Origin of the sequence: Mycobacterium farcinogenes, from assembly GCF_019739075.1 — a bacterium.
Taxonomy (GTDB): Bacteria; Actinomycetota; Actinomycetes; order Mycobacteriales; family Mycobacteriaceae; genus Mycobacterium; species Mycobacterium senegalense.
In genome coordinates, this window is record NZ_CP081673.1 from 3220808 (window position 1) to 3242815 (window position 22008).

The following is a 22008-nucleotide window of genomic DNA, read 5'->3' on the forward strand; positions in this document are numbered from 1 at the left end:
GGCCGAGGAGTCCGCATGACCGATCCGACACCTACCCACACCAGGGGTCGGCCGGTCGCCGAGACCGGATACGGCCCGGTCCGCGGGACTGACGACGGATCGGTCAAGCGGTGGCTCGGCATTCGGTACGCCGCCGCGCCGGCCGGTGAGCTGCGCTGGCGGTCACCGCAACCACCCGGTCACCGCAAGGAACTCACCGACGCGATCGCACCCGGGCCGGTGTGCCCGCAGCTCACCGATCCGAGGATCCCGCTCGATCTCGGTGGCCGGCAAGGCGAAGACAGTTTGGTGCTCAACATATGGGCGCCGAGCCGGGCCGAGGCCGGCGACGGCAAACCGGTCATGGTCTGGGTCCACGGGGGCGCGTACGTCCTCGGCTCGGGAAGCCAGCCGCTCTACGACGGTTCGGTTCTGGCCGCCGAGGGTGACGCCGTGGTGGTCACCGTCAACTACCGGCTCGGCCCGTTCGGCTTCCTGGACCTGTCCCAGTTCAACGGGCGGCCCGGCGCCAAGGGACTTCGCTTCGACACCAACCTCGGGCTGCGCGATGTGCTCTTCGCCCTGCAGTGGGTACGCGACAACATCGCCGCGTTCGGCGGTGACCTACACCGGGTGACGCTGTTCGGAGAGTCGGCCGGCGGTGGCATCGTCACCACGCTGCTGGCCAGCCCGGCCGCCGAAGGACTGTTCGGTGCGGCCATCGCGCAGAGTTCCCCGGCAACCTCGGTGTACGACGCCGAGCGGTCCCGCTCGGTGGCCGCTCAATTCCTTGAGCACCTTGGAATCGACGACGAGGTCGGGCGATTGTCCGGCACCCCGATGCCCGCCATCCTGGCCGCCGCCAAGGCGGTGTACGACGCGGTGCCGAGCCAGTCGCCGGGAGTGCTGGCCTTCGCGCCCATCGTCGACGGCGACGTGGTCCCGGACTATCCGGTGGCCGCGGCGAGGCAGGGGCGCACCCACCCGGTTCCGCTGATCATCGGGACCAACGAACACGAAGCCACGGTGTTCCGGTGGATGAAGTCCCCGCTCATGCCGATCACACCCGGAGCATTGCGATCGATGTTCGCCGCGATCGCGGCCGAACAACCTGGCCTACAACTGCCGACCGAAGCCCAGATCACGTCTGCCTATGCGGGCTTACGCCCGAAGGCGATCGGTCTGGGAATGGCACGCGACATCGGTTTCCGCATGCCGACCCTCTGGTTCGCCGAGGGGCACAGCGCGGTCGCCCCGGTGCACCTGTACCGCTTCGACTTCACCACACCGATGCTGCGGCTGCTGCGGCTCGGCGCCGCCCATGCCACCGAGTTGCCTTACGTCTGGGGCAATCTCGTTGCGGGGCCGAAGGATCCGACGTTCAAGCTGGGTGGGCTCAAGCACGGGCGTGCGGTGTCGCGGCGAGTGCGTCGCCGCTGGGTCAACTTCGCCGCCACCGGGCAGCCGTCCGGGGCGCCGGGCGAGCCGGTGTGGCGGCCCTACCGCCGCGAGGACCGGGCCACTCTGGTGATAGACAAACAGGACAAGACCGTCGCAGACCTGGACCGCGATCTGCACGCGACCTGGGGCAACGAGATCCTCAATTTCCGGTAAGCGCAGATCCGCTGAGACAAAGGCACCGACATGGACACCATCAGGTCCGTTCTGGACTTTCTACCGCCCCCGATGCGGGACCCGGTGTTCTTCGCGATCCCGTTCTTCCTGGTGTTGCTCACGGTGGAGTGGGTGGCGGCACGCCGGCTGGAACATATCGAATCCGAGCGGGCGCCCGCCGGTGCGTTCAGCGCCCGCGACGCGTGGGCGAGCATCTCGATGGGCTTGGTGTCGATCCTGACCACCGCCGGGTGGAAACTGCTGGCGCTGCTGGGTTATGCGGCCATCTATGCGTACCTGGCACCGTGGCATCTGCCCGGAAACCGGTGGTACACCTGGGTAATCGCGATTGTCGGGGTCGACCTCCTGTTCTACGCCTACCACCGCGTGGCGCACCGGGTGCGGTTGATCTGGGCGACGCATCAGGCCCACCATTCGAGTGAGTACTACAACTTCGCCACGGCCCTGCGGCAGAAGTGGAACAACAGCGGCGAGATCCTGGCCTGGATTCCGCTGCCGCTGCTCGGTATCCCGCCGTGGTTGGTGTTCGTCAGCTTCTCGCTGAACCTGGTCTACCAGTTCTGGGTGCATACCGAGCGCGTCGGAAAACTATGGCGGCCAATCGAATTCATCTTCAACACCCCGTCGCATCATCGTGTACACCACGGGCGCGACCAGCTGTACCTGGATCGCAACTACGGCGGCATCCTGATCATCTGGGACCGGATGTTCGGCACCTTCCAGCCGGAGGTGTTCCGGCCGCACTACGGGCTGACCAAGCCGGTGGAAACGTTCAACATCTGGAAGTTGCAGTCCCACGAATACGTAGCGATCGCTCGCGACGTGCGGCGGGCCGCCCGCCTACGTGACCGGTTGGGTTTCATCTTCGGTCCACCGGGCTGGCAGCCTGCCGGGACCCGCGAATCACAGGCGGTGGCATAGGTCCGCTTTCCTCACAACCATTGGCCGACACGAGAATTGACGCCGTCTGCTATTCGGGCCCGGCGCCGGCGAAACTGCCGGTGTTCCCCACTGTTTGTGTGACGTTTGAATTCGGGCCGAGCCGAATAGCACCAAAGCAAACCTCAAATCAGTAAGGTCGACTGAACCGGGTGTACCACCCGGATCAGCGTCCAGAAAGGGGCAATGCGTGGGAGACACACTGACCGAAGGACAGAAGCTGGAGAAGGGGGGGTCGCTCACCTCCAACAACGGCGCATACACGCTGACGTTGCAGGATGATGGCAACCTCGTGTTGTACGCACGCGACGAAGCGGTCTGGTCGACTTCCACGAACGGCCAGGACGTCGTGCGGGCAGAGGTGCAGACCGACGGCAACTTCGTGCTGTACACGCCCGAGAAGCCGGTGTGGCACACCGACACCAAGGGCAAGAAGGACGTCAAGCTCGTTCTCCAGGATGACCGCAACCTGGTGCTGTACGCCGCGGACGGACCGGCCTGGTCGTCCAAGACCGACACCACCGAGCCGCCGCCACCGGCGCCCGAGGCTGCCGCGCCCGAGCCCGAGGTGGCACCGGCCGCTGTGGAAGAGCCCGCACCGGCCGCCGCGCCCGAGCCGGCCGCGCCGCCGCCACCCCCGCCGGCACCCGAGCCGCGGACCTACACCGTGGTCTCCGGTGACACCCTGTGGGCGATCGCCGAGCGGTTCTACGGCGACGGCAACAAGTACCAGCAGATCGCCGATGCCAGCGGCATCGCCAACCCTGACCTGATTCACCCGGGCCAGGTTCTGACGATTCCCTGACGTCGAACAGGCGCACGGCCCGGGCCACTGGTCCGGGCCGTCGTCGTTTTCGGCACGTCGATACGGGTACTCCCGGTAACGAAGTTGCCGCTCGACCGATATTGAAGTCGGTAGGGTGACGTTCACCACGTCCGATAGCGAGGGAGGCCGGCCGTGCAGAGGTGGCTTGGTGGGGTGATGCGGGCGATGGCGGGGGTGCCGGTGGCCGGGCTGCTGGTATGTCCGGCGCCGACGGCTGCCGCGGCGGGTTCGCTGGTGTACCCCGGAATGGAGATTCGGCAGGGCACCAACGTCTGCACGCTGGGCTTCGTCGACCCGGCGAGTCGCGTCGGCTTCACCGCGGGACATTGTCGTGGCGGTGGGTCGGTGGGCGACCGGGACGGCAACTTCATCGGGCACATGGGCGCCTTCCGGGACAACACGCCCGACGGTGCCACTGTCGACACCAATCACATGATCTCCGACTGGGAGACGATTCAACTCGCCGGCGATGTCGTGGTGAACAACATCCTGCCGGGTGGGCGGATGCTGGTCGAGGACCCCGCGGTGGTGCCGACCGCCGGGGCTCCGGTCTGCCATTTCGGCGTGGTCACCGGGGAAAGCTGTGGCACCGTCCAGGCCGTCAACAACGGGTGGTTCACCATGGCCAACGGCGTGGTCAGTCAGAAAGGTGACTCCGGGGGCCCGGTCTATGTGATCACGCCGGACGGCCGGGCTGCCATTGTCGGGATGTTCAACAGCACGTGGGGAAACTATCCGGCCGCCGTATCGTGGCAGAACGCCAGCGGGCAGGCGCGCAGTGACGGAGCCCCGCTCTCGGGCGAGGTGTCGAACCTCGTCGGACAGCCCTGACCGGCGACTCGCAGAACTAGAACACGTTCTAGCTTTCGTGCCGTGGGGGCGATATTCTCATGGCGATGCTCGATCAGACACCTGTCCAGATTGCGTGGGTCACCGCAGATCTGGATGCCACCGAACAGGCGCTGACCTCCTTGCTGAGGGCGCGCCGGTGGGTGCGCATGCCCGCGGTGCACTTCAGCGCCGAGACTTGCAGTTACCGCGGCCGGCCCGCTAATTTCGTGGCCGACATATCCCTGAGCTACGCAGGCGACACCCAACTGGAGTTGATCGCGCCGGTGAGTGGGCAGAGCGTCTACACCGAATTCCTCGACCGGCACGGAGCCGGCCTGCATCACATCTGTATAGAGGCTGCCGACGTGCATGCGTTCGACGCCAAACTGCGGGATGCCGAAGGCGACGGGACACCCGTGGTGTGCCAAGGCGAGATGCCGGGAGGCATGAGGTTCGCCTACCTGTCGGCCGCCGCCGCCGGGGTGCCTTATCTGGAGATCGCTTACATTCCGCCCGAAATCCGGGCGTTCTTCGAATACGTGAAACAGGAGCAGCAGTGAAGGAAATCCCCGAAGTCGTGGAGGCCGCGCACGTCGAATCGTGGTCCGACGAGTACGACGTCGTGGTGGTCGGGTTCGGCATCGCCGGAGGTTGCGCAGCCGTCAGCGCGGCGGCGCAGGGCGCCCGGGTCCTGGTGTTGGAGAAGGCGGCCGCGGCCGGCGGCACCACCGCGATGGCCGGCGGACACTTCTATCTCGGCGGCGGCACGGCCGTACAAGAGGCGACGGGGCACCCCGACACTGCCGACGAGATGTACAAGTACCTGGTGGCGGTTTCGCGTGAGCCCGACCTGGAAAAGATCCGTGCCTACTGCGACGGCAGCGTCGAACACTTCAATTGGCTTGAGGCACTCGGCTTCCAGTTCGAGCGCAGCTTCTACCCGGGCAAGGTGGTCGTGCCACCGGGCACCGAGGGATTGTCCTATACCGGCAACGAGAAGGTGTGGCCGTTCATCGAACAGGCCGAGCCGGCGCCGCGCGGACACTCGGTCCCGGTACCGGGAGAGCTGGGTGGGGCGGCGATGGTGATCGACCTCCTGCTCAAACGCGCCGAGTCCCTGGGGGTCACGATCCGCTACGAGGTCGGGGCCACCAACCTGATCGTCGAAGGTGCTCCGCAGCAGCGCACGGTCGTCGGGGTGAAATGGAAGCACTTCGGCGAAACCGGTTGTATCAAAGCCAAATCCGTCATCATCACCGCCGGCGGCTTCGCGATGAATCCCGAGATGGTCGCCGAATACACGCCGGCACTCGGCAAGAAACGCCGCACCAAGCACCACGGCGAGGTCGAACCCTACATCCTGGGCAACCCCAACGACGACGGCCTCGGGATCCGGATGGGCGTCGCGGCCGGCGGGGTCGCCAACGGCATGGATCAGCTGTTCATCACCGCCGCGGCCTACCCGCCGGAGATCCTGTTGACCGGCGTCATCGTCAACAACCAGGGGCAGCGGTTCGTCGCCGAGGATTCCTACCATTCCCGCACCTCGGCGTTCGTCCTGCAGCAACCCGATCAGCAGGCGTACCTCATCGTGGACGAGGCGCACATGGAGATGCCGGCCATGCCGCTGATCCAGTTCATCGACGGGTACGAGACCATCGCCGAAGTCGAAGAGGCACTGAAGATTCCGGCCGGCAACCTCGCGGCGACGCTGGAGCGCTACAACAAGAACGCCGCCAACGGTGAGGACCCTGACTTCCACAAGCAGCCCGACTACCTCGCCGCACAGGACACGGGTCCGTACGCGGCCTTCGACCTGTCGCTCGGTGTCGCCATGTACTCGGGTTTCACCATGGGCGGGCTGACGGTGTCGCTCGACGGCGAGGTGCTGCGCGAGGACGGCAGTGTCATCGACGGCCTGTATGCGGCGGGCGCCTGCGCGTCCAACATCGCTCAGGACGGCCAGGGATACGCCAGCGGCGTGCAACTGGGCGAAGGATCGTTCTTCGGGCGCCGCGCCGGTACGCACGCGGCGGCGCGCTAGACGGGCTGGAGGCTCCACCGACCGTCGCCGAGCAGTTCCAGGCGACGGTCGTGGAACCGGTTGACGCTGTCGCGGTGGCTGATACTGACCACGATGCAGTCGGGTAACGCGGTGCGCAGGGACGTGTACAGCGCGTGCTGCTGACCGGCGTCGAGCGCCGAGGTGGCCTCGTCGAGGAACACCGCCGGCGGCTTGGCCAGCAGCACCCGGGCGAACGCGATCCGCTGTTGTTCGCCCGGGGACAGCACCTTTCCCCAATCGGCATCTTCGTCCAGTCGGGACGTCAGGTTTCCCAGCGCGACCGCTTCGAGTGCGGCCCGGATCTCCTCGTCGCCGTAGGTACCCACCGGCGCCGGATAGGACACCACCGTGCGCAGATCGCCCAACGGGGCGTAAGGCAGCTGCGACAGGAACATCACCTCGCCCTGCTCGGGAAAGCGCACCGTGCCGGATCCGTACGGCCACAGCCGCGCCAGGCTGCGCAGCAACGTCGTCTTGCCGGTGCCGGACGGCCCGGTGATGACCAACGAATCACCGGGAGCCAGTTGCATGTCGAGGTCGTGCAGAAGCCGCTCACCATCGGGGGAGCGCACCTCGACATCCTCCAACTCGAGCCCGCCGTTGGTGCTCACCGCGGTGGCCAATCGCGGTAGCACCCTTGCCTGTTCGTTCGCGGTGACCAGGCCGTCGAGGCGGATGATGGCGGCTCGGTATCCGGCGAACGCGTCGTACACCGAGCGGAAGAAGCTCAGCGAGCTCTGCACATTGTTGAACGCGCTCGCCGACTGCAGGGCATCGCCGTAGGTGATGTGACCGGCGAACAACCGCGGCGCTTGGATGATCAGCGGCAGTGGGTCGATGATCTGGTTGATGGACCGATTCCAGCCGAGGAATGCGACCCCGCGCAGCACGAGCCTGCGGTAGTTCGCGATCACCTCGGTGAATCGATTTGCCAGCGTGCCGCGTTCGGTACGTTCCCCGTGATAGAAGCCGACGGCTTCGGCGCCGTCCCGGACCCGCACGAGCGCGTAGCGGAACGCCGCGTTGGTCAGCGAGTTGCGGAACGTCAAACGGATCATCGGCCTGCCGATCCAGATCGCCACGACCGTCGTGACCGCCACCCACAGCAGGGCGATCCAGAACAACGCCTTGGGTACGGTGACCCCGAGAATCGTCAACGGCCCGGCGAGGTTCCACAGGATCGGCGTAAACGCGACAACTGAGACGATCGAGTACACCGATCCGAACACCAGGGTCTGTGCGGTGGCGACAGTCGGTGTGTTGGTCTCGGGTCCGGTGCCGGTCGTGAAGACGTCGATGTCCTGTTGGATCCGCTGATCCGGATTGTCGATCGGGGTGCCGCCGAAACCCCCGATGAATCGGCCGCGATAGTAGGCCCGCTGATCCAGCCAGTCGTTGGTCAGTCGGTGTGTGAGCCAGACTCGCCAGCGAATGATGAAGTACTGCATGAGATACAGGTCGAGCAGCGTGCGGGTGATGTCGGCGGTCACCAACATCGCGAAGATCACGATCGAGTGCCAGAACCCGTCAATTCCCGAGCGGCGCACCGCTTCGTCGCCCGACCCGGCGCCGGAGAACGCCACCTGCAGTGCTGTGGTCTGGTCGTTGACGTAGTAGCTGAACAGCACGTCCATCCGCACCGAGAGCATCACCGACAAGAGCAGCAGCGCGAGCAGTGCCCACACCGGAATGCTTTGGCGCCCAACGAAATAGGCTCCGCTGACCCGCCAGAACTGACGGCCCCACGTGGTGACGCGAGCCAGCACGGCCGCGACGGCGACCAGTGCCACCGCGCCGATCACCCAGGCCTTGAGGACCCAGACCAGCGACGCGAGGATCTCGTTGCCCCAGTCCAGTGACTGGGTGAACATCTCCATACCCGCCGAAGCTACCGGGAATCATCGCTGCATCAGGGTTGCTTGACCAGGCCGGTCGCGTCGTCGTCGATCCGGCCCAGTCGCCATTCGCCGTCCCCGAGCAGCTCGAGTTCGTGGGTGTGGTGCTGCTCGACCGTGCTGCGGTGGCTGACGCTGACCAGGATGGTGTCCGGCAGCTCGGTGCGCACCCGCTGATACAGCAGGTACTCCAGCCCTTCATCGAGCGCCGAGGTGGACTCGTCGAGGAAGACCACCTTGGGCTTGACGAGCAGGATGCGGGCGAACGCGATCCGTTGCTGCTCACCGGGAGACAACACCTTGGCCCAGTCCTGGACCTCGTCGAGCCGGTGAACCAGATGCGCCAGGGCGACTTCTTCCAGTGTCCGCGCGAGGGTCTCGTCGTCGACCGAGCATTCCTCGCCCGGGTAGCTGACCACGGCGCGCAGATCGCCCAGCGGCACGTACGGCAACTGGGAGAGGAACATCGTCTCGTTGGGACCGCAGGGCCGGGTCAGCGTGCCGGACGTGAACGGCCACAGTTCGGCAAGACTGCGCAGCAGCGTGGTCTTCCCGCTGCCTGACGGGCCGGTGACCACCAGCGTGTCGCCGACCTGCAGGTGCAGATCCAGCGGCTTGATGAGTTGCCTGCCGTCAGGTGTGCGGACCTCCACGTCGGTGAGCTTCACCGTGCCGTCCACACACGGCAGGGTGGACACCTCCGGCAGCGCCCTGGCCTCTTCGTTGGCCACCACGAGCCCGTGCAGGCGCATGATCGCGGCCCGGTAGCCGGCGAACTGGTCGTAGGCATTGCGGAAGAAGGACAACCCGTCGAGCAGACTGCGGAAAGCGCTGGCGGTCTGGTTCAGCGCGCCCAGGGTGATCTCCCCGCTGTAGAACCGCGGGAATTGCACGATGTAGGGGATGAGCTCCTGGGCCTGGTCGATCGAGTTGTTCCAGCCCAGGAACTTGACCATCCGGTTGATGTACTTCTGGTAGTTCGCGACCACCGGCGCGAACAGTTTTCGCAGGCCTGAACGCTCGGCGAGCTCCCCGCGGTAGAAGGCCACCGCTTCGGAGGCGTCGCGCAGCCGCACCAGCGCGTAGCGGAAGGCCGCGTTGTACTTCTCGTTGTCGAAGGCCAGCCGGATGATCGGCCGGCCGAGCCAGAACGCCACCACCGTGGCGAGCAGGACGTAGACGACGCCGATCCAGAAGATCGCCCGCGGTAGGTCGATGCCGATCAGGGGCACGGTCACCTCACCGGACAGGTTCCACAGAATCGCGGTGAACGAAATCATCGAGGCCACCGAATAGATGGAGCCGAAGAGCAGGGTGCTCGTCGAGCCGGCGCTCGGCCGGTTCGGCAGCGAGTCGATGCCCGCGGTGAACGTGTCGATGTCGGCCTGGATGCGCTGGTCGGGATTGTCGATGGTGTCGTCGATGAATCGGGTGCGGTAGTAGGCCTTGCCGTCCAGCCAGTCACCGGTGAGCCGGCTGGTCAGCCAGGCGCGCCAGCGCAGCATGAACCGCTGGGCCAGGTAGATGTCCAGCATGATGCGGGCGATATGGATCGCGGCCAGCAGCGCGAAGACGGCCAGCGACAGCCAGAAGCCGTCTTTGCCCGACACTTTCACGGCCTCGTTGCCGCTGGAGATGCCACCGGCGATCACCTGGAAGCTGGTCATCATGTCGTTGCCCTGGTAGCTGAACAACACCGCCAGTCGTACCCCGGTGATGACCGACAACAGAAGCCCCCCGAGCCAGGCCCACACGATCACGCTGTCGCGACCGGTGAAGTACCCGCTGGTGATGCGCCAGTACTGCCTGCCCCACGTGGTGAGTCGGGCGAGCAGGATCAGGATGACCAGGGCGCACACCGCGGCGATCAGCCAGGCTTTGGCGATCCACACCAGCGACGTCACGAGCTCGTTGCCCCAGTCGAGGGTCGGGCTGAACATCTCCATGCGGGCAAAGTACCCCGACCAATCGGGATGCGGCTGTGCGCCGGGCTGCCGGGCGTGCTCGCCGGACACTCGCCGCGCCCGCGTAACGTGAACATGTGCCAAAGACGTCCAGCGCCAAACCGGGCCGCGTGAGCAGCAAGTTCTGGAAGCTACTGGGGGCCAGTACCGAGCGGAATCAGGCGCGGTCGCTCTCAGAGGTCAAGGGAGCAGCCGGCTTCGAGGACAAGGCCGCCGGGCTCGACGACGAGCAGCTCACCAAGGCCGCCAAGCTGCTCCAACTGGAGGATCTCGCCGCGTCCGCGGACATGCCGCAGTTCCTGGCACTGGCCCGCGAAGCCGCCGAGCGGACCACCGGTCTGCGACCGTTCGACGTGCAGCTGCTCGGAGCGCTGCGCATGCTGGCCGGCGACGTCGTCGAGATGGCCACCGGTGAGGGCAAGACCCTGGCCGGGGCGATCGCCGCGGCCGGCTATGCCATCGGCGGCAGGCACGTCCACGTCATCACCATCAACGACTACCTGGCCCGGCGCGACGCCGAGTGGATGACCCCACTGCTGGAAGCACTGGGGCTCACCGTCGGCTGGATCACCGCCGACTCCACCGCCGAGGAGCGACGCAAGGCCTACGAGTGCAACGTCACCTACGCCTCGGTCAACGAGATCGGCTTCGACGTGCTGCGCGATCAGTTGGTCACCGATGTCGCCGACCTCGTGTCGCCGAACCCTGATGTGGCCCTGATCGACGAGGCCGACTCGGTACTCGTCGACGAGGCACTGGTGCCGCTGGTGCTGGCCGGCACCAGCCACCGCGAACAGCCGCGCGTCGAGATCATCCAGATGGTCGGCGAGCTGATCAGCGGAACCGATTCCGACGAGTACTTCGCGACCGACGACGACAACCGCAACGTGCACCTCACCGAAGCGGGTGCGCGCCGCCTCGAGGCCCGCCTGGGCAACATCGACCTGTATTCCGAAGAGCACGTCGCCACCACGCTCACCGAGATCAACGTCGCATTGCACGCGCACGTGCTGCTGCAGCGCGATGTGCACTACATCGTCCGCGACGGTGCGGTGCATCTGATCAACGCGTCCCGCGGGCGGATCGCCTCGCTGCAGCGCTGGCCGGACGGCCTGCAGGCCGCGGTCGAGGCCAAGGAAGGCATCGAGACCACCGAGACCGGTGAGGTGCTCGACACCATCACGGTGCAGGCGCTGGTCAACCGCTACCCGACGGTGTGCGGCATGACGGGCACCGCGCTGGCCGCCGGCGAGCAGCTGCGCCAGTTCTACAAGCTCGGGGTGTCGCCGATCCCGCCGAACAAGCCCAACATCCGCGAGGACGAGACCGACCGGGTGTACCTCACCGAGGCCGCCAAGAACCAGGCCATCGTCGAGCACATCGCCGAGGTCCACGCGACCGGTCAGCCCATCCTCGTCGGCACCCACGACGTCGCCGAATCCGAGGACCTGCACCGCAGGCTGGTCAAGGCGGGGGTGCCCGCCGTGGTGCTCAACGCCAAGAACGACGCCGAAGAGGCGGCGGTGATCGCCGAGGCGGGCAAGCTCGGCTCGGTCACGGTGTCCACCCAGATGGCCGGTCGCGGCACCGACATCCGGCTGGGCGGATCCGACGCCGCCGACGACTCGGAGGAGAAGCAGAAGGTGGCCGAACTCGGCGGGCTGCACGTCGTCGGGACCGGCCGTCACCACACCGAACGTCTGGACAACCAGCTGCGCGGGCGCGCCGGCCGTCAGGGTGACCCCGGCTCGACGGTGTTCTTCTCCAGCTGGGAGGACGAGGTGGTCGCGTCCCACCTGGACGACACCAAGCTGCCAGGAGAAACCGACGAGGACGGCCGCATCACCGCGCCCAAGGCCGCGGGGCTGCTCGACCATGCCCAACGCGTCGCCGAGGGCAGGCTGCTCGACGTGCACGCCAACACCTGGCGCTACAACCAGTTGATCGCGCAGCAACGCGCCATCATCGTGGACCGTCGCGAAACCCTGTTGCGCACCGACACCGCACGCCAGGAGCTGAAGGCCCGGTCACCCGAGCGCTACGCCAAGCTGGCCGAAGACCTGGGGGAGGACGGCGAGGAGAAGCTGGAGAAGATCTGCCGGCTGATCATGCTGTATCACCTGGACCGGGGCTGGTGCGATCATCTGGCGTTCCTCGCCGACATCCGGGAGAGCATCCACTTGCGGGCGTTGGGTCGGCAGAACCCGCTCGACGAGTTCCACCGGATGGCCGTCGACGCGTTCGCCTCGCTGGCCGCCGATGCCATCGAAGCCGCCCAGCAGACTTTCGACACCGCGGAGGAAATCGAGGCCGAGCCGGGCATCGACCTGTCCAAGCTCGCGCGGCCGACCTCGACGTGGACGTACATGGTTCACGACAATCCGCTCAACGACGACACCATGTCGGCGCTGAGCCTGCCGGGTGTGTTCCGCTAGGTTTTAGGGCATGGACCACGCGCCTGCTCCCGAGGGCAGGAGCGCAACGAGTCGGGCCGCCCCACCCGGGCCGGATCGGGTACTCACCGTGCCCAACGCGCTCAGTGTGCTGCGCCTGGTGCTGGTGCCGGTGTTCCTGTGGCTGTTGTTCGGCGCGCACGCCAACGGTTGGGCCGTCGCGGTCCTGATGTTCAGCGGCTTCTCCGACTGGGCTGACGGCAAGATCGCACGGCTGGTCGACAATCAGTCGTCACGGCTCGGTGAGCTGCTCGATCCGCTCGTCGACCGCATCTACATGGTCACGGTTCCGGTCGCGCTGGCGTGCTACGGCGTGGTGCCGTGGTGGTTGGTGCTGACCCTGCTGGGCCGCGACCTCGTGCTCGCCGCCACGCTGCCGCTGCTGCGCCGCCGGGGGCTGACGGCGCTGCCGGTGACGTATCTGGGCAAGGCCGCCACGTTCGCCCTGATGTCGGGTTTCCCCTGGGTGCTGCTGGGCCAGTGGGATGCGACGTGGAGCCGGGTGGCGCTGGCCGGTGGATGGGCCTTCCTGCTGTGGGGCGTGGCGCTGTACCTGTGGTCGGCGGTGCTCTACCTGATCCAGGTGACGATGGTGGTGCGACAACTTCCCGTCCAGAGCCGATGAGCACGCTGGGCGGCTACGAGTCGGGAGCCGGGCTGAACCATCATGAGGCCAACGCCCCCAAGCGAATTCCGCTGCCCTCGCTGTTGCGGTCGCTGCTGTCGGAGCACCTCGACCCCGGCTATGCCGCGGCCGCCGCGGCCCGCGAGGCCGGTGACCGGCCGCGCCGGCGGGTCACCGATATCGCGTGGTCGTTGGCCGGGGCCGCCGCCATCGCCATAGTGATCGCGGTGGCCGCCGGTCAGGCCCAGACAGCGGCCCCGGCCGCCAGGGAAGCCCAGCACACGTTGGCCGGGAGAGTCCGGGCGGCTCAGATAGGTGCCGACAAGGCCGGTGCCGAGCGCGACGCACTGGGCGATCAGCTGGACGCCGAGCGGCGCAGCAGGCTCGGAATGGACGAGAACGGCCAGCGCCTGCTCGGCAGCCTGGACACGGCCAACATCCAGGCTGCCGCGATCCCGATGATCGGCCCCGGCCTGACCGTCACCGTCACCGACCCCGGCCTGTCCAAAGATCTGAGCGACGTGTCGAAACAGCGGGTTGCCGGCGGCCAGCAGATCATCCTCGACCGGGACCTGCAGCTGGTGGTGAATTCACTGTGGGCCAGTGGCGCGGAGGCGGTTTCGGTGGGCGGCGTGCGGGTCGGCGCGGGTGTCACGATCCGGCAGGCGGGTGGCGGGATTCTGGTCGACAACCAGCCGATCACGAGTCCGTATGTCATTGTGGCGATCGGACCGCCGAAGGGGATGGCCGATACGTTCGACCGCACTCCGGGGCTGCAGCGGCTTCGGTTGTTGGAGACTTCCTACGGAGTCGGGGTGAACGTGAGCGCGGGGGACGGGCTGACCGTGCCCGCGGTGTCGGTACGGGATGTCAACTTCGCCAAACAGATTGGATAGGCCTGACGTGCACAGGATTGACCGTTAGATGATCGGGATCGTCGCGCTGGTCGTCGGGATCGTGCTCGGGTTGGTGTTTCACCCGAGCGTCCCCGAGTTCGTCGAGCCGTACCTGCCGATCGCGGTGGTGGCGGCCCTGGACGCGGTCTTCGGCGGGTTACGTGCCTATCTTGAGCGGATATTCGACGCCAAGGTGTTCGTGGTGTCGTTCGTGTTCAACGTGTTGGTGGCGGCGCTGATCGTGTACGTCGGTGATCAGCTGGGCGTCGGCACCCAGTTGTCGACGGCGATCATCGTGGTGCTCGGCATCCGGATCTTCGGCAATGCCGCCGCGCTGCGGCGCAGGTTGTTCGGCGCCTGACATGAGCGAACCCGAGTCCAAGCCACCGGCCCAGCCGGATCCGCAGGCGGGCGCCGCCGAGCCGGATGCGCCCGAAGCCCGGCCGGAGCCCGAATCCGAGCCGGCGGCCGAGCCTGCGGCCGCACCGGAACACAAGCCTGACCACCACGCCGAGCACCACGGCCGCCATGAGATGCCCGCCGACGTCGCGCCGCGCCGATTCCGCAACCTGCGGATCGTGCGCCGCAGCCGTTCACAGCTCGTGTTCGGCGGCCTCGGGGTACTGCTGTGCGTCCTGCTCGGCATGGCGATCGTCACACAGGTGCGCCAGAACGAGTCGGGGGATTCGCTGGAGACCGCGCGGCCGGCGGATCTGCTGGTGCTGCTCGATTCCCTGCAGCAACGTGAAGCCTCACTCAACACCGAGGTATCCGATCTGCAGCGGACCCTGCAGCAGTTGCAGGCCTCGGGCAGCAGCGATCAGGCCGCGATCGAGAACGCCCAGTCCCGGCTGGAGGCGTTGTCCATCCAGATCGGGACGGTGGCCGCGACGGGCCCCGGAGTGACGCTCACCATAGAAGACACCGCCCCAGGAGTGCCGGCCGAGACGATGCTCGACGTGATCAACGAGTTGCGCGCGGCCGGGGCCGAGGCCATCGAGATCCGCGGCGGCGATCAGGGGTCCGCCGTGCGTGTCGGCCTCGACACCTGGATCATCGGCCCACCGGGGCAGCTCACGGTCGATGACGCGACGCTGCGTCCGCCGTATTCGGTTCTGGCGATAGGGGATCCGCCGACTCTGGCGGCCGCGATGAACATTCCCGGCGGGGCAATGGACAGTGTGAAGCGCGTCGGCGGCACGATGGTGGTACAACAGGCCGAGCGCGTCGACGTGACCGCCTTGCGGCAACCGAAACCACGCCAATACGCTCAGCCCGTCAAATGAGCTTCACAATGAGCAAAGCAACCAACTCCACGAACTTAGGAGCGCCGTGAGCGAGATCCCAGCCGACCTGTACTACACCTCGGAACACGAGTGGGTATTGCGTACCGGTGACGACACCGTGCGCGTCGGCATCACCGATTACGCCCAGTCCGCACTCGGCGATGTGGTGTTCGTGCAGCTTCCTGACGTCGGGGCCCAACTGGCCGCCGGCGACGCCTTCGGCGAGGTCGAATCCACCAAGTCGGTGTCGGATCTGTACGCTCCGGTGGCGGCGAAAGTCGTTGCGGTCAACGGCGATCTGGACGGCAGCCCGGAGCTGGTCAATTCCGACCCCTATGGCGAAGGCTGGCTCGTCGATCTGCGGCTCGAAGAGGGCGCCCTCGATGACGCGCTGGCCGGTTTGCTCGACGCGGACGGCTACCGCGCCGCCGTGACCGAGTAAGGAATTGTTAGGGTTTCGAGGGCCGGTCGCCAAGACCGGTTGGGCCGTACCCGGCGCGCAGATATCTTCCCCATCGGATCCGGCGGTGGTGGACCCAATGATGCCTGATGCGCGGTACGGTCGACGTGAGACCGACGATGGGCTGGGGCCACGCCGGGCAACGCCACAGCAGCCAGTGAGGAGCAGCGGGTGACGGACAAGGACAGCAATTTGGGGGCCGACCAGTCGGAAGACGTGACGGTGGAGACCACATCGGTATTCCGCGCGGACTTCCTCAACGAACTGGATGCGCCCGCAACGGCCGGTACCGAAGGCGCCGTTTCCGGCGTCGAGGGCCTGCCGGCGGGTTCGGCATTGCTCGTCGTCAAGCGCGGACCCAACGCCGGGTCGCGTTTCCTGCTCGATCAGCCGACCACCTCGGCGGGGCGTCACCCGGACAGCGACATTTTTCTCGATGACGTCACGGTGAGCCGTCGGCACGCCGAGTTCCGGCTGGAGAGCGGCGAGTTTCAGGTTGTCGACGTCGGCAGCCTCAACGGGACGTACGTCAACCGGGAGCCGGTCGATTCGGCCGTACTCGCCAACGGCGACGAGGTACAGATCGGGAAATTCCGCCTGGTGTTCCTCACCGGCCCCCGCTCTGACGACGACAGCAGCCAGACCAGCTAGCCCATGACTGCCCCCGACAGACCTGCACTGGCCGGGATGTCGATCGGTGCAGTCTTGGACCTGCTCCGGGGTGACTTTCCGGACGTCAGCATCTCCAAGATCCGGTTTCTCGAGGCAGAGGGGCTGGTCACGCCACAGCGGACTGCGTCGGGGTACCGGCGGTTCACCGCGTACGACTGTGCGCGGCTGCGGTTCATCCTGACCGCGCAGCGCGACCAGTACTTGCCGCTGAAGGTGATCAAGGCGCAACTGGACGCTCAACCCGACGGTGAGCTGCCGCAGACCGGATCGGCCTACGGGGTGCCCCGGCTGGTGCCGGTGTCCGAGGACGCCGAAGGGCCCGCCGGCGCGGCTGGGGTATCAGCGGTGGCGCCGACCCAGGTCCGGCTGTCGCGCGAAGACCTGTTGGCCCGGTCCGGTATCGACGAAGAGATGCTGGGCGCGTTGTTGCGCAACGGCATCATCACTGCCGGGCCGGCCGGGTTTTTCGACGAGCATTCCGTGGTGATCGCCCAGTGCGCACGCGCCCTGGGCGACTACGGCGTCGAACCCCGGCACCTGCGGGCGTTCCGCTCGGCAGCGGACCGGCAATCCGACCTGATCGCCCAGATCGCAGGGCCAGTCGGGAAGGCGGGCAAGGCCGGAGCCCGCGACCGGGCCGACGACCTGGCCCGCGAAGTGGCCGCCTTGGCGATCACGTTGCACACGTCATTGATCAAGTCCGCCGTACGCGACGTTCTGGATCGCTGAGGACTAGACTCGTTTTGACGGCCAGTTCGTCTGAGTCGGGACCCCTGGCGATCGGACGGCGGACTGCGCGACGGACGAAGATTCGACGAAACGGCACGGCGGTGCGGAGGGCAGGCACAGATGGCTGAGGTTCGCGTGGTCGGCATTCGGGTGGAACAGCCGCAGAACCAACCCGTATTGCTTTTGCGGGAATCCAACGGTGACCGCTACCTGCCGATCTGGATCGGGCAGTCGGAGGCCGCGGCAATCGCCCTGGAACAGCAGGGCGTCGAACCCACCCGGCCCCTTACCCACGACCTGATCCGAGATGTCATTGCCGCTCTTGGCCATTCGCTCAAAGAGGTGCGGATCGTCGACCTTCAAGAAGGCACGTTCTACGCCGATCTGATCTTCGACCGCGACATCAAGGTCTCAGCCCGGCCGTCGGACTCGGTGGCCATCGCGCTGCGCGTCGGTGTCCCGATCTACGTGGAGGAGGCGGTGCTGGCCGAGGCCGGCCTGCTGATTCCCGACGAGAACGACGAAGAGGCTGCCGGGACCGTGCGCGAGGACGAGGTGGAGAAGTTCAAGGAGTTTCTGGACAGCGTTTCGCCAGACGACTTCAAGGCGACATGACCGTCGCCGGCGCCGCTGCTCGGTCCCAGATCACGGGTACGTCTCAAGTGGGTATACCGGTGTCGACACGCGGCGCGGGAGACAATCGAGCGGGAATTCGGGCCCCATACTTTCTTCGCAGCGGGCAATCAGGGCCCGGCGGGAAGCGTATGCTCGACACATTCGAGTTCGCAGCAAACCGTCGCCTTGAAAATTGCCGCGTTGCAGGACATGGCAGTGCGGTGCGGGCGAGTTCGAACGGCGAGAGGATTCACAGTGGGTGACACGCCACGGCAGGAAGAGTTGGATCTGACCACCGGGAGCGGCGCTGAGCCGCCCGTCAGGCCGGCCGGCGAACCCGTGCAAGGAGGGTTGTTCCCCGACGACTCTGTGCCCGACGAGCTGGTGGGTTACCGCGGTCCCAGCGCGTGCCAGATCGCCGGCATCACCTACCGTCAGCTCGACTACTGGGCCCGCACCTCGCTGGTGGTTCCCTCCATCAGGGGCGCGGCCGGCTCGGGCAGTCAGCGCCTGTACTCGTTCAAGGACGTCCTGGTCCTCAAGATCGTCAAGCGACTGCTGGACACCGGCATCTCGTTGCACAACATCCGGGTCGCGGTCGATCACCTCCGCCAGCGCGGCGTGCAGGATCTGGCCAACATCACCCTGTTCTCGGACGGCACCACGGTCTACGAGTGCACCTCTGCCGAAGAGGTCGTCGACTTGTTGCAGGGCGGCCAAGGTGTGTTCGGCATCGCGGTGTCGGGCGCCATGCGCGAGCTCACCGGCACCATCGCAGACTTCCCGGGCGAGCGCGCCGACGGCGGGGAGTCCATCGCCTCACCCGAGGACGAGCTGGCGTCGCGTCGCAAAAGCCGCGACCGCAAGATCGGCTGATTTCCTCTCACGAACAGACACGTAGCTGCCCTTCGACCGCCGTCGAAGGGCAGCTTTGCGTCTGTTCGCGGATATCGGTGACCGGCCGGTAGAATTGCCCACGCATCGCCCTCGTGCGGGAGAGCTCCGTGACCGCCAGCCACGGACGCCGAAGGAGCAATACCTCTCCGTCAACCTCTCAGGCACCCAGGACCGCGCCAGGCCCCGATGCCTCTGGAAAGTGGTGCCCGCCGGCACCCGCCCATGGGGAAAGGCCCTGTACCGGGGCTGAATCTCTCAGGCGCCCGGACCGGGTCGACGACAGAGGGAGAGGGCCTGCTACGACGTCTGAGCACGTCTGCGCCTCAGGAGAGTGTCGTGTCCGACCAGCATCAATCGCGTTTCGCCGATCGTCATATCGGCCCGGACGCCGCCGCCGTGGCCACCATGCTCGACGTGATCGGTGTGGCATCGCTCGACGAGCTCGCCGCCAAGGCACTGCCTGCGGGCATTCTCGACGCGCTCGGCACCGACGGCGTGGCTCCGGGTCTGGAGGGGCTGCCCGCCCCGGCCACCGAGGAGGAGTCACTGGCCGAGCTGCGTGCGTTGGCCGACTCCAATACGACCGCGGTCTCGATGATCGGGCAGGGCTACTTCGACACGTTCACCCCGGCCGTGTTGCGGCGCAACATTCTTGAGAACCCGGCCTGGTACACCGCGTACACGCCATACCAGCCCGAGATCAGCCAGGGCCGCCTCGAAGTGCTGCTCAACTTTCAGACCATGGTGTCGGATCTGACCGGGCTCGAGGTGGCGAACGCCTCGATGCTCGACGAGGGCACCGCCGCCGCCGAGGCCATGACGTTGATGCACCGGGCCACCAAGTCCAAGGCCAACCGGTTGCTGGTCGACGCGGACGTGTACGCACAGACCGCCGCCGTACTGGCCACGCGCGCCCAGCCGCTCGGAATCGAGATCGTCACCGCGAACCTGCGCGAGGGCCTTCCCGAGGGCGAGTTCTTCGGCGTGATCGTCCAGCTGCCCGGGGCGAGCGGACAGGTCGTGGACTGGACGGGGCTGATCGGCCAAGCCCACGAACGCGGCGCGCTGGTCGCCGTCGGCGCCGATCTGCTGGCGCTCACCCTCATCACCCCGCCTGGGGAGATGGGCGCGGACGCGGCCTTCGGCACCAGCCAACGGTTCGGTGTGCCAATGGGATTCGGTGGTCCACACGCCGGCTATCTGGCGGTGCACGCCAAGCACGCCCGCCAACTGCCGGGCCGGCTGGTCGGTGTCTCGGTCGACGCCGACGGCGCCCCGGCGTACCGGCTCGCGCTGCAGACCCGAGAGCAGCACATCCGCCGGGACAAGGCGACCAGCAACATCTGTACCGCGCAGGTGCTGTTGGCCGTGATGGCTGCGATGTACGCCAGCTACCACGGCGCCGAAGGATTGACCGCGATCGCCCGCCGCGTGCACGGCCACGCCTCGACCATCGCGGCTGCGCTCGGTGACGCGCTGGTGCACGACGCATACTTCGACACCGTGCTGGCCCGCGTACCCGGACGCGCCGACGATGTCCTCGCGGCAGCCAAGGCCAAGGGAATCAACCTGTGGCGCGTCGACGCCGACCACGTGTCGGTGTCCTGTGACGAAGCGACCACCGACGAGCACGTGGCCGCGGTCCTCGATGCGTTCGGGCTGGCACCGGCAGTTGCCCCGGAGGACACCGGGATCGTCACCCGCACATCGGAATTCCTGACGCATCCGGCATTCACCTCCTACCGCACCGAGACGCAGATGATGCGGTACCTGCGGGCGCTGGCGGACAAGGACATTGCCTTGGACCGCAGCATGATTCCGCTGGGCTCGTGCACGATGAAGCTCAACGCGGCCGCCGAGATGGAGCCGATCACCTGGCCGGAGTTCGGCCGTCAGCACCCGTTCGCCCCGGCCTCGGACAACCCGGGCCTGCGCAAGCTGATCGCTGACCTGCAGGACTGGCTGACCGGGATCACCGGCTATGACCAGATTTCGTTGCAGCCCAACGCCGGATCCCAGGGGGAGTACGCCGGGTTGCTGGCGATCAAGGCGTATCACGAGTCCCGCGGTGACACCGAACGTGATCTCTGCCTGATCCCGTCGAGTGCACACGGCACCAATGCGGCATCGGCGGCGCTGGCCGGCATGCGCGTGGTGGTGGTGGCCTGCCGCGAGAACGGTGACGTGGACCTCGATGACCTGCGCGCCAAGATCGCCGAGCACGCGGATCGGGTTGCGGCGCTGATGATCACGTACCCGTCGACGCACGGGGTGTACGAGCACGACGTCGCCGACATCTGCGCCGCGGTGCACGACGTCGGCGGTCAGGTCTACGTGGACGGCGCGAACCTCAACGCGTTGATCGGGTTGGCCCGGCCGGGTCGCTTCGGTGGTGACGTCAGCCACCTGAACTTGCACAAGACGTTCTGCATCCCGCACGGCGGCGGCGGGCCCGGTGTGGGCCCGGTCGCGGTGCGGTCGCATCTGGCTCCGTTCCTGCCGGGCCATCCGTTGGCCGACGAGCTGCCCGACGAGCACACCGTTTCGGCCGCACCGTACGGGTCGGCGTCGATCCTGCCGATCACCTGGGCCTACATCCGGATGATGGGCGCCGAAGGGTTGCGCGCGGCCACGCTGACCGCGATCGCGTCCGCCAACTATGTGGCCCGTCGGCTCGACGAGTACTACCCGGTGCTCTACACCGGCGAGAACGGCATGGTCGCCCACGAGTGCATCCTGGACCTTCGCGGGATCACCAAGGACACCGGCGTGACCGTCGACGATGTGGCAAAGCGACTGGCGGACTACGGATTCCATGCGCCGACGATGAGTTTCCCGGTGGCCGGCACCTTGATGGTGGAGCCGACCGAGAGTGAGAGCCTGGCTGAGGTCGATGCCTTCTGCGACGCGATGATCGCCATCCGCGCCGAGATCGACCGGGTCGGCTCGGGGGAGTGGCCGGTGGACGACAACCCGCTGCGGGGCGCCCCACACACCGCCGAATGCCTGTTGGTGGCGGACTGGGATCACCCGTACACCCGCGAACAGGCTGCCTACCCGTTGGGCAAGGGGTTCCGTCCGAAGGTGTGGCCGCCGGTGCGCCGGATCGACGGCGCCTACGGCGACCGGAACCTGGTGTGCTCCTGCCCGCCGGTCGAGGCCTTCGCCTGACGCGCCTAGATTTCTACCTCGGGGTTGGGCCCGGTCGCTCCGGACGACCCTGAGGTAGAAACCGGCGCTG

Annotated in this window: 19 protein-coding genes and 1 riboswitch; of the genes, 17 read left to right on the top strand and 2 right to left on the bottom strand. The window is 67.0% G+C overall.

Annotated elements, in window-relative coordinates:
• The first annotated feature begins 15 nt into the window (after positions 1 to 15).
• The 6 genes from K6L26_RS15245 (at position 16) to K6L26_RS15270 (ending at position 6254) form a co-directional block, all read left to right on the top strand.
• A complete protein-coding gene (locus tag K6L26_RS15245) occupies positions 16 to 1593 on the top strand; it encodes a carboxylesterase/lipase family protein (RefSeq protein ID WP_221850656.1) in 1578 nt (525 codons plus the stop codon).
• Positions 1594 to 1623: 30 nt separating this feature from the next.
• Positions 1624 to 2535 (top strand): sterol desaturase family protein, encoded by a 912-nt coding sequence (locus K6L26_RS15250; RefSeq protein ID WP_085141626.1) that lies wholly within the window; start codon positions 1624 to 1626, stop codon positions 2533 to 2535.
• Positions 2536 to 2743: 208 nt separating this feature from the next.
• Positions 2744 to 3358 (top strand): LysM peptidoglycan-binding domain-containing protein, encoded by a 615-nt coding sequence (locus tag K6L26_RS15255; RefSeq protein ID WP_036387110.1) that lies wholly within the window; start codon positions 2744 to 2746, stop codon positions 3356 to 3358.
• A gap of 153 nt (positions 3359 to 3511) precedes the next feature.
• On the top strand, positions 3512 to 4210 hold the full coding sequence (locus K6L26_RS15260; protein WP_047038423.1) for an Rv1815 family serine proteinase: 699 nt from the start codon (positions 3512 to 3514) through the stop codon (positions 4208 to 4210).
• Between the two features lie 65 nt (positions 4211 to 4275).
• On the top strand, positions 4276 to 4770 hold the full coding sequence (locus tag K6L26_RS15265) for a VOC family protein (protein WP_221850658.1): 495 nt from the start codon (positions 4276 to 4278) through the stop codon (positions 4768 to 4770).
• On the top strand, positions 4767 to 6254 hold the full coding sequence (locus tag K6L26_RS15270; RefSeq protein WP_085141625.1) for an FAD-binding protein: 1488 nt from the start codon (positions 4767 to 4769) through the stop codon (positions 6252 to 6254). The genes K6L26_RS15265 and K6L26_RS15270 overlap by 4 nt, the downstream gene beginning before the upstream one ends.
• Here K6L26_RS15270 and K6L26_RS15275 read toward each other — a convergent pair.
• Both K6L26_RS15275 and K6L26_RS15280 read right to left on the bottom strand, forming a co-directional pair.
• Positions 6251 to 8152 carry an ABC transporter ATP-binding protein/permease gene (locus K6L26_RS15275; protein WP_064897209.1) on the bottom strand — a complete coding sequence of 634 codons (1902 nt, stop codon included), beginning with the start codon at positions 8150 to 8152 and terminating at the stop codon, positions 6251 to 6253. The genes K6L26_RS15270 and K6L26_RS15275 overlap by 4 nt on opposite strands.
• A gap of 32 nt (positions 8153 to 8184) precedes the next feature.
• The gene (locus tag K6L26_RS15280; protein WP_019346064.1) at positions 8185 to 10116 is read right to left on the bottom strand and encodes an ABC transporter ATP-binding protein/permease; all 1932 of its coding nucleotides are present in this window, start codon (positions 10114 to 10116) and stop codon (positions 8185 to 8187) included.
• Positions 10117 to 10211: 95 nt separating this feature from the next.
• Here K6L26_RS15280 and secA2 point away from each other — a divergent pair, with 95 nt between their 5' ends.
• The 11 genes from secA2 to gcvP all read left to right on the top strand — a co-directional run bounded on the left by secA2 (position 10212) and on the right by gcvP (position 21938).
• Positions 10212 to 12569 carry an accessory Sec system translocase SecA2 gene (secA2, locus tag K6L26_RS15285; protein WP_043369002.1) on the top strand — a complete coding sequence of 786 codons (2358 nt, stop codon included), beginning with the start codon at positions 10212 to 10214 and terminating at the stop codon, positions 12567 to 12569.
• A gap of 10 nt (positions 12570 to 12579) precedes the next feature.
• Positions 12580 to 13212: a CDP-alcohol phosphatidyltransferase family protein gene (locus K6L26_RS15290; protein ID WP_245008598.1), complete on the top strand. Its 633-nt coding sequence runs from the start codon at positions 12580 to 12582 to the stop codon at positions 13210 to 13212.
• The gene (locus tag K6L26_RS15295) at positions 13209 to 14108 is read left to right on the top strand and encodes a DUF881 domain-containing protein (RefSeq protein ID WP_221850659.1); all 900 of its coding nucleotides are present in this window, start codon (positions 13209 to 13211) and stop codon (positions 14106 to 14108) included. The genes K6L26_RS15290 and K6L26_RS15295 overlap by 4 nt, the downstream gene beginning before the upstream one ends.
• A gap of 28 nt (positions 14109 to 14136) precedes the next feature.
• On the top strand, positions 14137 to 14469 hold the full coding sequence (locus K6L26_RS15300) for a small basic family protein (RefSeq protein ID WP_003882035.1): 333 nt from the start codon (positions 14137 to 14139) through the stop codon (positions 14467 to 14469).
• A 172-nt stretch (positions 14470 to 14641) separates the two neighbouring features.
• Positions 14642 to 15394 carry a DUF881 domain-containing protein gene (locus K6L26_RS15305; protein ID WP_043369003.1) on the top strand — a complete coding sequence of 251 codons (753 nt, stop codon included), beginning with the start codon at positions 14642 to 14644 and terminating at the stop codon, positions 15392 to 15394.
• A gap of 46 nt (positions 15395 to 15440) precedes the next feature.
• Positions 15441 to 15836, top strand: coding sequence for a glycine cleavage system protein GcvH (gene gcvH, locus K6L26_RS15310; protein ID WP_019346059.1), 396 nt, complete (start codon positions 15441 to 15443; stop codon positions 15834 to 15836).
• Positions 15837 to 16025: 189 nt separating this feature from the next.
• On the top strand, positions 16026 to 16505 hold the full coding sequence (gene garA / locus K6L26_RS15315) for a glycogen accumulation regulator GarA (protein ID WP_019346058.1): 480 nt from the start codon (positions 16026 to 16028) through the stop codon (positions 16503 to 16505).
• 3 nt (positions 16506 to 16508) lie between these two features.
• The gene (ftsR, locus tag K6L26_RS15320; protein WP_076111820.1) at positions 16509 to 17255 is read left to right on the top strand and encodes a transcriptional regulator FtsR; all 747 of its coding nucleotides are present in this window, start codon (positions 16509 to 16511) and stop codon (positions 17253 to 17255) included.
• Positions 17256 to 17375: 120 nt separating this feature from the next.
• Positions 17376 to 17870, top strand: a complete 495-nt coding sequence (locus K6L26_RS15325; RefSeq protein ID WP_019346056.1) for a bifunctional nuclease family protein — start codon at positions 17376 to 17378, stop codon at positions 17868 to 17870.
• A 255-nt stretch (positions 17871 to 18125) separates the two neighbouring features.
• Positions 18126 to 18746 (top strand): MerR family transcriptional regulator, encoded by a 621-nt coding sequence (locus K6L26_RS15330; protein ID WP_036387126.1) that lies wholly within the window; start codon positions 18126 to 18128, stop codon positions 18744 to 18746.
• 106 nt (positions 18747 to 18852) lie between these two features.
• Positions 18853 to 18951: riboswitch (glycine riboswitch) on the top strand.
• 152 nt (positions 18952 to 19103) lie between these two features.
• On the top strand, positions 19104 to 21938 hold the full coding sequence (gene gcvP, locus K6L26_RS15335) for an aminomethyl-transferring glycine dehydrogenase (protein ID WP_221850661.1): 2835 nt from the start codon (positions 19104 to 19106) through the stop codon (positions 21936 to 21938).
• Positions 21939 to 22008 lie beyond the last annotated feature (70 nt).